Here is an 11,426-nt window from a genome sequence, read left to right as displayed (position 1 = left end):
AGGGGGGCGGTGTAAACGGGACTGCGCGACGCCCACGGCCCCGGGCTCGCCACCCCCGGCACTACCGGCGACGCCCCCCCCGGGGGCGTCCCGGAGAAGGTGTGGGCCGGCGTGCCCGCGGCCGAGCTGTACGCGGCGACGGGGCTGCAGTACGCGCCCTTCAACACTCTGTACCAGCTGACGGCGGCCCGCGCGACCCGGCAACTCGCCTGCGCGGAGCGACTGTTGCTCATTCCCGACCTGATCTCCTACTGGCTGACGGGCGAGCAGGGCACGGAACTCACCAACGCCTCCACCACCCAGCTCGTCGATCCCCGCACGCGCGGGTGGTCGTACGGCCTCGCGGCCCGGCTGGACGTCGACCTGGGCCTCTTCGCGCCGCTGCGCCGGCCGGGCGATCCGGCCGGTGCGCTGCGGGCGGAGGTGCTGGAGGAGACCGGGCTCGCCGGTCCCGTGCCGGTGACCGCGGTCGCCTCGCACGACACCGCGTCGGCGGTGGCCGCCGTTCCGGCCACCGGTGAGCGCTTCGCCTACATCTGCACCGGCACGTGGTCCCTGGCGGGCCTCGAGCTGGACACGCCCGTGCTCACCGAGGAGAGCCGCGCCGCCAACTTCACCAACGAGCTGGGGCTGGACGACACGGTCCGTTACCTGCGCAACATCATGGGGCTGTGGCTGCTGCAGGAGTGCGTACGGGCCTGGGGCGACCCCGGTCTCGACGGGTTGCTGCGCGAGGCCGCCGAGGTGCAGGCGCTGCGGTCGGTCGTGGACGCGGGGGACCCTGCGTTCCTGGCACCGGGGCGGATGCCGGAGCGGATCGCCGAGGCCTGCCGGGCGACGGGGCAGCCGGTTCCGCGGACCCCGGCGGAGATCACGCGCTGCATCCTCGACTCCCTCGCCCTGGCCCATCGCCGGGCGGTCGAGGACGCGCAGCGGCTGGCCGGTCACCCGGTCGACGTCGTCCATGTGGTCGGCGGCGGCGCCCGGAACGCGCTGCTGTGCCAACTCACCGCCGACGCCTGCGGGCTGCCGGTGGTGGCGGGGCCGACGGAGGCGGCGGCCCTCGGCAACGTCCTGGTCCAGGCGCGGGCCCACGGTCTGGCCGGGGACCGCGACGGCATGCGCCGGCTGCTGGCCCGTACCCAGCGGCTGACCCGGTACGAGCCGGCCGGCGCGGCGGCCCGCTGGCAGGAGGCCGCGGCCCGGCTCGCCACGCCGTGAACCGCGCTCTCCCCTCGACGGTCGCCTCCCATTACCCTGCACTCGTCCGATGACCGACCCACAAGGAGCCGCGATGCGTGTCGCCCTGTTCCTGACCTGCGTCAACGACACGCTCTATCCGGACACCGGCCGCGCGGTGGTGAAACTCCTGAACAGGCTGGGAGTCGAGGTCGACTTCCCGATGGGCCAGACATGCTGCGGGCAGGCGCACTACAACACCGGCTACCGTCATGAGGCGGAACCGCTCGCCCGTCAGTTCTCCGATGTCTTCCGGGAGTACGAGGCGATCGTGACGCCGTCCGGATCGTGCGGGGCGATGGTGCGGGAGCTGTATCCGCGGATGGGTGAGCGGGCGCGTGCCGAGGGGCGCGGGGACACCCTCGCCGCCACCCTGGCGCCGGTGGTCCCGAAGACGTACGAACTGACGGAGTTCCTGGTGGACGTGCTGGGGGTCACGGACGTCGGGGCGTACTACCCGCACCGGGTGACGTACCACCCGACCTGTCACGGCCTGCGCGGCCTCGGGCTCGGCGACCGTCCGCTGCGGCTGCTGCGGGCCGTGAAGGGGCTGGAGCTGGTGGAACTCCCGGGTGCCGAGGAGTGCTGCGGCTTCGGCGGGACCTTCGCGGTGAAGAACCCCGACGTCTCGGCGGCGATGGGCGCGGACAAAGTGCGCAACGCCGAGTCGACGGGCGCGGAGGTGCTGTGCGCGGCCGACAACTCCTGTCTGATGCACATCGGCGGCACCATGACCAGGCTCGGGACCGGCCTGCGGCCGGTGCACATCGCGGAGATCCTGGCGAGCACCGAGGAGGGGCCGGCCGCATGAGCGGAACCTTTGTGGGGATGCCGGCCTTTCCCGAGGCGGCGCGCGAGGCCGTCCACGACCGGACCCTGCGCGGCAATCTCCGGCACGCCACGCACACCATCCGCGCCAAACGGGCGAAGGCGGTCGCGGAGCTCTCCGACTGGGCGGAACTGCGGGAGGCCGGAAAGCGCATCAAGGACCACACGCTCCGCCAACTCGACCGCTATCTGGTCCAGTTGGAGGGGGCGGTCACGGCGGCCGGCGGCACCGTGCACTGGGCCGCCGACGCGGACGAGGCCAACCGGATCGTGGCGGAGCTGGTCAGGGCGACCGGCGAGTCGGAGGTCGTCAAGGTCAAGTCGATGGCCACCCAGGAGATCGGGCTCAACGAGGCGCTGGAGGCTCAGGGCATCCGCGCGTACGAGACCGATCTCGCCGAGCTGATCGTGCAGCTGGGCAGGGACCGGCCCTCGCACATCCTCGTCCCGGCCATTCACCGCAACCGGGGCGAGATCCGGGACATCTTCCGTGCCGAGATGGGCGAGTGGGGCCGCCCGGCCCCCGAGGGTCTGACGGACACGCCCGCCGAACTCGCCGAGGCCGCGCGGCTGCACCTGCGCGAGAAGTTCCTGCGCGCCAAGGTCGGCGTCTCGGGCGCCAACTTCATGGTCGCCGAGACCGGCACGCTGGTCGTGGTCGAGTCGGAGGGCAACGGCCGTATGTGTCTGACCCTGCCCGAGACGCTGATCTCGGTCGTCGGCATCGAGAAGGTCGTGCCCACCTGGCGGGACCTGGAGGTCTTCCTCCAGACGCTCCCCCGCTCATCGACGGCCGAGCGGATGAACCCGTACACGAGCATGTGGACCGGCACCACGGACGAGGACGGCCCGCGGACCTTCCATCTGGTCCTGCTCGACAACGGCCGCACCGACACGCTCGCCGACGAGGTCGGCCGTCAGGCGCTGCGCTGCATCCGCTGCTCGGCGTGTCTCAACGTCTGCCCGGTGTACGAGCGGGCGGGCGGCCACGCCTACGGCTCCGTCTACCCGGGCCCGATCGGCGCGATCCTCAGCCCCCAGCTGCGAGGTACGCGCAGCGAGATCGACGCCTCGCTGCCGTACGCCTCCTCGCTGTGCGGGGCCTGCTACGAGGTGTGCCCGGTCGCCATCGACATCCCCGAGGTGCTGGTGCACCTGCGGGAGCGGGTAGTGGAGGGCGGCCAGGTGGTCCGGGAGGGCAACAAGGTGGTGCTGCGGCCGGCCAGGGGCCACGCCGCCGAACGAGCCGCCATGCGCGCGGCACTCTGGGCGTTCGCGCGTCCCGGCGTCCTGCGCGCCGGACAGCGGCTGGCGTCGCGCACCCGCCGGCTGCACCCGCGTACCCTTCCCGGTCCCGGCAGGGCGTGGAGCGGGACCCGCGATCTGCCGGCCGTACCCGCGGAGCCGTTCCGCGACTGGTGGCAGCGCACCGGCGGCGGCAAGAAGGAGACCGAGTGAGCGGCAGGGACCGGGTCCTGGGCCGGGTGCGGCGCGCGCTGGCGGCCGTCCCGCGCGACGACACGCCGTACGAGCAGGCCGTTCCCCGGGACTATCTGCGGGAACACGGCGAACGGACCGACACCGGCACGGTGGACCTGCTCGCGCAGAACCTGGCGGACTACCGGGCGGTCGTGCACCGCTGCGCCGCGCCCGAACTGCCATCGGTGATCGCCGGGTTGCTGGCTGCCCGGGGGGCGGCCTCGGTGCTGGTGCCGCCCGGACTGGACGAGGGGTGGCTGGCGGACACGGATGCCGAGCGGGTCGCCGACCGGGCGGAGAGCACTCCGCAGGAGCTGGACCGGGTCGACAGCGTGGTCACGGCGTGCGCCGTGGCGATCGCCGAGACGGGCACCATCGTGCTGGACGGCGGACCCGACCAGGGGCGCCGCCGGATCACCCTGGTCCCCGACCATCACATCTGCGTGGTCCGGGTGCCTGACCAGGTCGTCGCGGCGGTCCCCCAGGCCCTGGAACGCCTGGCTCCCGCACGCCCGTTGACCTGGATCTCCGGCCCGTCGGCGACCAGTGACATCGAACTGGACCGGGTGGAGGGGGTGCACGGACCGCGGACGCTGGAGGTCGTACTGGTGGGCTGAGGGGTCCGGCTGCGCGCCGGGCCCCGCCGCCGGGGCCATGCGACGCTGTTGCCGTAAGGAGCCCCCCACAGCCGGCCGGCGCCGCGCCCTGGATTCGACCTCGGCGTGCCCGTGCTGAGGGTCGTCGGCGGAACGCCGGACGCACCGAGGTGTCCCCGGCTCTTCACCCGGCCCGGTCCTCGCCCCACGCCGTCCGCCCCACGGGCGGCCCCCGCGTGGCCCGGTTCACCTCCGTCCCGCTCAACCCCGTTCGATTCAACCCCCGTCCGGTTCCGTGGCCGAAGGCTGTCGTGCGGGCTCTTCCCGGCGGTCGGGGCGTGAGCGGTCCAGCAGGCCGAACGCCCAGCGCTCGTTGAAGCCCGCCAGGAATCCGACGGCGCACCAGAAGCCCCAGAACGCGGTGCCCGCCCCGTCCTGATGGGCGATGCAGATGTCACCGGTGGTCGCGGGCGGCTCGATCACCCGCACGATGTCCGCGTCGAGCAGGAAGTACACCGCGAGGGCGAGGATCCAGCCGACGAAGACCCGGTAGACGCCCTCGTGGCGCATCCCGCGGGCCAGCTGCCCCGGAGCGACGGTGCCCCGGTCCCCGTTGGTCCTGCGTCGGGCCAGCGACTCCCCGCTCCGGCGCAGCCGCACCAGGACGCTGAGCACCGCCCCGAACGCCCCCACCCCGCCGCAGACGAAGGCGCCCATCAGGCTCCAGCGGTCACCGCACCCGATGTCCACCCGCAGGACGTCGAGCAGCCCCACTGCCCCCACCACCAGCGGCGCGCTCAGCAGGACCACGCCGATCAGCGCGCCGAGGCTGAGTCCGACGTTGATGCCGCGGCTCACCGCGAGGGCGCAGTCCTGCTCGATCCGGGCGCGCAGGCCCGCGATCTCCTTGTTGAGATAGTCCCTCAGGTGCCGGTCGCCCTCCTCGGCGGCGAGCCGGGGATCGCACAGCACGTTGGCGAGGACACAGCCCACCGTGATCCGCAGCGACTGCCGGGTCTCGTACTCGAACGCCCGCTGCCCCTCGCCGTGGATCAGCTGGAGGTTCATGTGCTGGACGGGATAGGCGGTGAGGAAGCGCTCGTACGCCGTCTCACGGCCCGGCTCCACCAGGTTGGCCAGTCCGTCGGCCTTCGTGTCGGTGCGGGCGCCCAGCACCGCGTCGCGTAATCTCCGCCACCACGACCGGTGGCAGCCCCCGTTGTTCGTCATGGAAAAGCTGTACCGGCACCGGTTCGCGGCGGGAAGACGGGTCACGGCACCAGTACGGTCACCGTCGTCACGAAGCGGTCACCGCCACTCGCACGGTCTGCTCGTCGAGGGGGTCTACGCCACTCCCGCAGCGTCCAGCAGCGCCGCCGCCGTCGCCGTGGGCAGCCCGTCGTCCAGGCTCTCCACCCGGGCGCCGGCGCGGGCACTGGCCCCGTCGTAGACGAGCATCAGCTGGCGGGCGAGCAGCTCGGGGTCGCGGGCGCCGCCGCGCTCGGCCTGGGTGCGCAGGACCTCACGCAGCCGCTCCTTGGCCGTGCGCGCGACCGCGCTCGCCGGGTGCTCAGGGTCCTTGAGCTCGACCAGCACGGCCAGATACGGGCAGCCGCGGTAGCCGGGGTCCGTGGAGGCCTTCTCCAGGCATTCGAAGACGTACAGGATCCGCTCGCGGGGCGTCCCGGCCTCGGGGCCGGCGGGGGTGAACAGCTCCTCGTACCACGGGATCCGCTGCTCCAGGCTCGCGGCCAGCACCTCGTCCTTGCTGTCGAAGAGCTGGTACATGGACCGCTTCGAGACACCCGCCGTCCGGCACAGCGTCTCGACACCGATCGAGACGCCCTCGCTGTAGAAGAGCTGGGCGGCCGCGTCGAGCAGCCGGTCGCGGGGTGACGCCTTGTCCGTGGTGGCCATACCGCGAGGTTACCGCGCCGGGGGCCGGTGGAAACCGATCGGTGTGCAATGTGTCGCAGTCGACGGATCCACGTGACAGCGGGGCTGAACAAGCGCTTAGATAGGAATCCGGACCCCGATCCCGACCTCAGCCGGAGGACCCGTTGTTCACTTCCGTCGACGACGTCTCCGCGCGCCTCGCCGAGACCGGCTACCTCGCGTCGCCCGCGGTCGCCACGACCGTCTTCCTGGCCGGCCGGCTGGGCAAACCGCTGCTGGTCGAGGGCCCCGCCGGGGTCGGCAAGACCGAGCTCGCCAAGGCCGTCGCCCAGGTCGCGGACGCCCGGCTGGTACGGCTGCAGTGCTACGAGGGCGTCGACGAGTCCCGCGCGCTGTACGAGTGGAACCACGCCAAGCAGCTGCTGCGCATCAGCGCGGGCCGGGACGAGACCTGGGACGAGACGCGCACGGACATCTTCAGCGAGGAGTTCCTGCTCCCGCGCCCGCTGCTGACCGCCATCCGCGGCGACGGCCCCACGGTGCTGCTGATCGACGAGACCGACAAGGCCGACGTCGAGATGGAAGGCCTCCTTCTGGAGGTGCTCAGCGACTTCCAGGTGACCGTGCCCGAGCTGGGGACCATCGCGGCCACGCAGCGTCCGTTCGTCGTGCTCACCTCCAACGCCGGCCGTGAGCTGTCCGAGGCCCTGCGCCGCCGCTGTCTGTTCCTGCACATCGGCTTCCCGGACGAGGAGCTGGAGCGGCGGATCGTCCGGCTGAAGGTGCCGGGGCTGGGCGAGGCGCTGGCCGGGTCCGTCGTGCGGGTGATCGGGGCGCTGCGCGCCATGGACCTGCGGAAGGTGCCGTCCGTCGCCGAGACGATCGACTGGGCGCGCACCCTGCTGGCACTGGGCGCCGACACGCTCGACGAGACGGTCGTACGGGACAGCCTGGGCGTGATCCTCAAGCACCAGGACGACATCCTCAAGGCGGCCGCCAAGCTGGACCTGGACAATCTGTGAGCACGCCGGCGGGTGTCGTCGAGCGGCTGACGGGCCTGGTCGGGGCGCTGCGCGCGCACGGCGTACGGATCGGCACCGGCGAGACCGTGGACGCGGCCCGTGCGCTGGAGGCGCTCGGGTTCGCCGACCGGGAGCTGCTGCGGGAGGGCCTGGCGGCCACGCTGCTGCACGGCACGGCACAGCGGAGCGTCTTCGACCCGGTCTTCGACCTGTACTTCCCGCGGGGCGTCGGCGCGCCCGGCGCCGAGCCGGCGGACCGGGACGAACTGCGCGACCGTCTCGCCGGGGCGCTGGCCGCCGACGACCGGGCCATGATGGCGCGGCTGGCCGCGGAGGCGGTCGACGGCCTGGGCGGGTACGGGAGTTCACCCGAGTCGGACGGCTGGTCGTCGTACCAGACCCTCGACCGGCTGCGCCCCCAGACGCTGCTGGCCCGGGTGCGGACGCAGGTCCGGGGGCAGCAGAACGGGGGCGCCGCCTTCGCCGACCGGCTGCTCGACGACGAGATCCGGCGTCGTATCGAGGCGTTCCGGGCGATGGTCGCGGCGGAGGCCCGGCGGCGGGTGGCCGAGCGGCGCGGCCGGGACATGATCGCCCGCCGGGCGGTGCGGCCGACCGCCGACCGGGTGGACTTCCTCTTCGCCGGCCGGGACCAACTGGCACAACTGCGCAGGACCGTTCAGCCGCTCGCCCGGAAGCTGGCCACGCGTCTCGCCGCCCGGCGACGCCGTGCCGCGCGCGGCACGATCGACCTGCGCCGCACCCTGCGCGGGTCGCTGTCGACGGGCGGGGTACCGATACGGCCGGTGCTGCGCCGGCGCCGTCCCGTGCGGCCCGAACTGGTGCTGCTGTGCGACGTCTCGGGCTCGGTGTCGGGATTCTCCGACTTCACGATGCTGCTGGTGCAGGCGCTGCACGACCAGTTCAGCAAGGTGCGGGTGTTCGCCTTCGTCAACCGGATCGACGAGGTGACCGGACTCCTCGACCACGGCACCGCCGACCCGGAGGGCCTCGGCGCCCGCATCCGCGCGGAGGCGACGCTCACCGGGTGGCACGGCAGCAGCGACTACGGCGTGGCGCTGGGCGAGTTCGCGGAGCGGTACGGCGACGCGGTCGGCCCGCGCACGACCGTGTTCGTCCTCGGTGACGCCCGAACCAACATGAGCGACCCGAACCTGCCGGCCGTCCGCCGCATCGCCGAACGGGCCCGCCGCGTCTACTGGCTGAACCCCGAGCAGCGCGCCCAGTGGGGCACCGGCGACTCCGCCGCGCCCGCCTACGCGGACCTGGTCGAGATGTACGAGTGCCGAACGGCCCGCCAGCTCGGCGGGCTGATCGCGCGGCTGCTCCCCGTCTGAGGCGTCCGGCGCCGACGTGTGGTCGACTTGCGTCACCACAGCCCGCAGACGAGGACGAACGACATGACCCACCCGCCCGTGGAACTCGGCACCTTCCCCACCCCGGTGGAACCCGCTCCCCGGCTGGCCGCCGCCATCGGGCTCGGCCCGGACGACCTGTGGATCAAGCGGGACGATCTGACCGGTCTCGGCGGTGGCGGCAACAAGATCCGCAAGCTGGAGTGGACGCTGGGAGCGGCGCTCGCGGAGGGGGCCGACACGCTGGTGACCACCGGCGCACCGCAGAGCAACCACGCCCGGCTCACCGCGGCCGCCGGCGCCCGCCTGGGCCTCGACGTCGTCCTTGTGCTGCGCGGCTCGCCCGGCGTGTCGCGGTCCGGGAACCTCGCGCTGGACGGGCTGTTCGGGGCGCGGACGGCCTGGGCGGGCGACGTCGGCCGGGACGGCCTGGAACTGGCGGCCGCCGAGGTCTGCGAGCGGCTGCGCAAGAACGGCTCCCGGCCCGCGCTCGTCCCGTTCGGCGGGTCCAGCACCCTGGGGGCCCGCGGCTACGTGCGGTGCGGCGAGGAACTGCGCGGACAACTGGCGGACGTGCGGACCGCGGTCGTCGCCCTCGGCTCCGGCGGCACGATGGCGGGACTCGTCGCGTCGCTGGGCGTGGCGGCGGTGCTCGGGGTCGACGTGGGCGCCCTGACCGATCCGGCCGCCGCCGTAGGGGAGTTCGCGGCCCCGCTCACGACGGAGGCGGTCACCCCGGACCGGCTGCGGGTGCGACGCGACCAGGTGGGCGCCGGGTACGCGACGCTCACCGGTCCGGCGGCCGACGCGCTCCGGCTCGCCGCCCGCACCGAGGGTCTGGTCCTCGACCCGGTCTACACGGGCCGGGCCCTGGCCGGGCTGATCGCCGCCGTCCGGGACGGTGACGTCCGGCCGGGCGAGCGGACCGTGTTCGTGCACACCGGCGGGCTGCCCGGCCTGTTCGGGCACACGGAGGCCGTCCGGTTCGCCGAGGAGGGGTCCGTCGCCCTCGAGCTCTGACCCTCACCGGCCCCCTACACGCACCTGCGCTCCTCCTCCCGTGGAACTACGGCTCCTCCCCGATGCCCGAACGGGGGCCCTCCCCCTAACCTGCGAGCAGACGGCGAGGGGGGACAGGACATGAAGGCGGTCGTCCAGGACCGGTACGGCTCACCGGACGTGCTGGAGCTCAGGGACGTGGACGAGCCGGTGCCCACCGACGACCAGGTGCTGGTGCGGGTGCGCGCCGCCGCGGTGAACGCGTACGACTGGCACCTCATGCGCGGCGACCCGTACGTGGCCCGGCTGGCGCTGGGGCCGCGTGCGCCCCGGGCGCGGATCCGGGGCCGGGACTTCGCGGGCGAGGTGGCGGCGGTCGGCCGGAACGTCCGGGACCTGCGGCCCGGGGACGAGGTGTTCGGCGAGGTCGACGGGACGTTCGCGGAGTACGTCTGCGCCCCGGACGCATGGGTGGAGCGCAAGCCCGCCGCCCTCACCTTCGAGCAGGCGGCGACCCTGCCGCTGGCGGGGAACACCGCCCTGCGCGGACTGCGCGACGTGGCGCGGCTGCGGCCGGGACAGCACGTGCTGGTCAACGGCGCCTCCGGCGGGGTGGGCACGTTCGCCGTGCAGATCGCCAAGGCGCTCGGCGCCGAGGTGACGGGCGTGTGCAGCACCCGCAACGCCGAGCTCGTCCGTTCGCTGGGCGCGGACCACGTCGTCGACTACACGCGGGAGGACTTCACGCGTGACGGGCGGCGGTACGACGTCGTCCTCGACCTCGTGGCCAACCACGGGATCTCCGCCCTCCGGCGCGCCCTCACGCCCACCGGGACGCTCGTTCTCGGCGGCGGAGGCAGCCCGGGGCAGTTCCTCGGGGCACCGGTCCTCATCCTCAAGGGGCTCGTGCTCTCTCCCTTCGTCCGTCAGCGGCTGCGCCCGCTCGTCGGACCTGCACCCGACAAGGCGGTGCTGACGGCGCTGCGGGAGCTGGCCGACTCCGGGAAGCTCGCTCCGGTGATCGACCGGACGTACGCGCTGCGCGAGGCGCCGGAGGCCATCCGTCACCTGGAGGAGGAGCACGCGCGGGGGAAGGTCGTCGTCACGGTCTGACCGGACCGGCCGCGCACGGCGGTGCCCCGCGGCGACGCTCGCCGCGGGGCACATCGCGACCGGACTACCTTCCCTCGGCCTTCGCGTAGCCCTGTGCCATGCCTCCCGCGAAGTCGTACACCACGACCTGTTCGTCGCCCACGACCCAGGCGTCGTGGCCGGGCGGGCACACGAACACGTCGCCGGGGCCGACCTCGCCCTCGCCGCCGTCGTCCATGCGCAGGTGCATCCGCCCCTGGACCACGTAGCCGTTGTGGTGAATCATGCAGCTCTCCGTGCCGGCGATCGGGCCCACGGACTCCGACCAGCGCCAGCCCGGCTCGAAGGTCGCCACGGCGAAGTCGAGCCCGCTCAGGTGAACCGCTTCGAGATGGCCCCGGGGGAAGTCGCGCCGCTCGTCCGGCTTGTCGACCGTCTTCACTTCCAACATGACGGTTTCCTCCCTTCCGGCCGCTCACCACGGCCGGGGCCGGTCTCCGTCTCCCGGCGACCCGGGTGCTCGCACGGCGGCCGTGCCCACGCGTCAATCGTCTGCCCGTCAACTCGGCGCTGCCATTCGGGGGAAACCCCGTGTCCCGGGCGGCGACCAGAAGCGTCGAGAGGCTTCGTCGGGACCGCTTCCCGGACCGGCTTGGCCATGGCCATCACGCCGCACCCGGTCACCCGCGGGCCGCACGGCCGGGACGCGGCGGCACGGCCGGCTCGCGCCCGTACAGCTGGCCCGCGCCCGTACAGCCGACCCGCGCCCGTACGCCCGGGGCACCCCCCCCCGGCGGTGCGGGTTCGCGAAAAACCCCCCCCCCCCCCCCAATCGATCGAGCAATCGCCGCGCGACCACCAGTTGGACGCGACCGCCCCGCGGGCTCAGTGGGGGCGCC

10 protein-coding genes and 1 pseudogene are annotated in these 11,426 nt (G+C 73.6%); 8 read left to right on the top strand and 3 right to left on the bottom strand.

All coding sequences use genetic code 11. From position 1 onward, the window contains the following. Positions 1–18: 18 nt before the first annotated feature. From ACFW2E_RS29125 to ACFW2E_RS29110, 4 genes and pseudogenes are all read left to right on the top strand, one after another. A pseudogene (locus ACFW2E_RS29125) lies at positions 19–1,221 on the top strand (rhamnulokinase family protein); the annotation flags it as partial. A 73-nt stretch (positions 1,222–1,294) separates the two neighbouring features. Then, positions 1,295–2,050: a (Fe-S)-binding protein gene (locus ACFW2E_RS29120; protein WP_384470046.1), complete on the top strand. Its 756-nt coding sequence runs from the start codon at positions 1,295–1,297 to the stop codon at positions 2,048–2,050. Then, positions 2,047–3,525 (top strand): LutB/LldF family L-lactate oxidation iron-sulfur protein, encoded by a 1,479-nt coding sequence (locus tag ACFW2E_RS29115; protein WP_384470045.1) that lies wholly within the window; start codon positions 2,047–2,049, stop codon positions 3,523–3,525. Before ACFW2E_RS29120 ends, ACFW2E_RS29115 begins: the two co-directional genes overlap by 4 nt. Then, entirely contained in the window at positions 3,522–4,163 is a 642-nt protein-coding gene (locus ACFW2E_RS29110; RefSeq protein WP_384470044.1) for a lactate utilization protein C, read from the top strand. Before ACFW2E_RS29115 ends, ACFW2E_RS29110 begins: the two co-directional genes overlap by 4 nt. A 255-nt stretch (positions 4,164–4,418) precedes the next feature. On the opposite strand, the gene ACFW2E_RS29105 is transcribed toward ACFW2E_RS29110, so the two are convergent. Next, a complete protein-coding gene (locus ACFW2E_RS29105) occupies positions 4,419–5,372 on the bottom strand; it encodes a hypothetical protein (RefSeq protein WP_384470043.1) in 954 nt (317 codons plus the stop codon). A gap of 114 nt (positions 5,373–5,486) precedes the next feature. Continuing rightward, on the bottom strand, positions 5,487–6,059 hold the full coding sequence (locus ACFW2E_RS29100; RefSeq protein WP_384470042.1) for a TetR/AcrR family transcriptional regulator: 573 nt from the start codon (positions 6,057–6,059) through the stop codon (positions 5,487–5,489). A gap of 143 nt (positions 6,060–6,202) precedes the next feature. Between ACFW2E_RS29100 and ACFW2E_RS29095 the strand changes: the two genes are divergently transcribed. From ACFW2E_RS29095 to ACFW2E_RS29080, 4 genes are all read left to right on the top strand, one after another. Then, on the top strand, positions 6,203–7,060 hold the full coding sequence (locus tag ACFW2E_RS29095) for an AAA family ATPase (RefSeq protein WP_384470041.1): 858 nt from the start codon (positions 6,203–6,205) through the stop codon (positions 7,058–7,060). Continuing rightward, complete coding sequence (locus tag ACFW2E_RS29090) at positions 7,057–8,418, top strand: VWA domain-containing protein (protein ID WP_384470040.1); 1,362 nt, start codon at positions 7,057–7,059, stop codon at positions 8,416–8,418. The genes ACFW2E_RS29095 and ACFW2E_RS29090 overlap by 4 nt, the downstream gene beginning before the upstream one ends. A gap of 63 nt (positions 8,419–8,481) precedes the next feature. Continuing rightward, positions 8,482–9,456 carry a D-cysteine desulfhydrase family protein gene (locus ACFW2E_RS29085; protein WP_384470039.1) on the top strand — a complete coding sequence of 325 codons (975 nt, stop codon included), beginning with the start codon at positions 8,482–8,484 and terminating at the stop codon, positions 9,454–9,456. 120 nt (positions 9,457–9,576) lie between these two features. Further along, positions 9,577–10,548: an NAD(P)-dependent alcohol dehydrogenase gene (locus ACFW2E_RS29080; protein ID WP_384470038.1), complete on the top strand. Its 972-nt coding sequence runs from the start codon at positions 9,577–9,579 to the stop codon at positions 10,546–10,548. Between the two features lie 64 nt (positions 10,549–10,612). Here the strand turns inward: ACFW2E_RS29080 and ACFW2E_RS29075 are convergent, their stop codons facing one another. Next, complete coding sequence (locus ACFW2E_RS29075) at positions 10,613–10,978, bottom strand: cupin domain-containing protein (RefSeq protein ID WP_384470037.1); 366 nt, start codon at positions 10,976–10,978, stop codon at positions 10,613–10,615. Positions 10,979–11,426: the final 448 nt, after the last annotated feature.

This window comes from Streptomyces sp. NPDC058964 (genome assembly GCF_042741275.1).
Lineage (GTDB): Bacteria > Actinomycetota > Actinomycetes > Streptomycetales > Streptomycetaceae > Streptomyces.
The sequence above is the reverse complement of the archived record's forward strand: the minus strand, read 5'-3'. Positions and strand labels throughout refer to the sequence as shown.

Coding starts and splice junctions, on each gene's coding strand:
- ACFW2E_RS29120 (WP_384470046.1), top strand. CDS start 1,295: ATGCGTGTCGCCCTGTTCCTGACCTGCGTCAACGACACGCTCTATCCG.
- ACFW2E_RS29115 (WP_384470045.1), top strand. CDS start 2,047: ATGAGCGGAACCTTTGTGGGGATGCCGGCCTTTCCCGAGGCGGCGCGC.
- ACFW2E_RS29105 (WP_384470043.1), bottom strand. CDS start 5,372: ATGACGAACAACGGGGGCTGCCACCGGTCGTGGTGGCGGAGATTACGC.
- ACFW2E_RS29100 (WP_384470042.1), bottom strand. CDS start 6,059: ATGGCCACCACGGACAAGGCGTCACCCCGCGACCGGCTGCTCGACGCG.
- ACFW2E_RS29085 (WP_384470039.1), top strand. CDS start 8,482: ATGACCCACCCGCCCGTGGAACTCGGCACCTTCCCCACCCCGGTGGAA.
- ACFW2E_RS29080 (WP_384470038.1), top strand. CDS start 9,577: ATGAAGGCGGTCGTCCAGGACCGGTACGGCTCACCGGACGTGCTGGAG.
- ACFW2E_RS29075 (WP_384470037.1), bottom strand. CDS start 10,978: ATGTTGGAAGTGAAGACGGTCGACAAGCCGGACGAGCGGCGCGACTTC.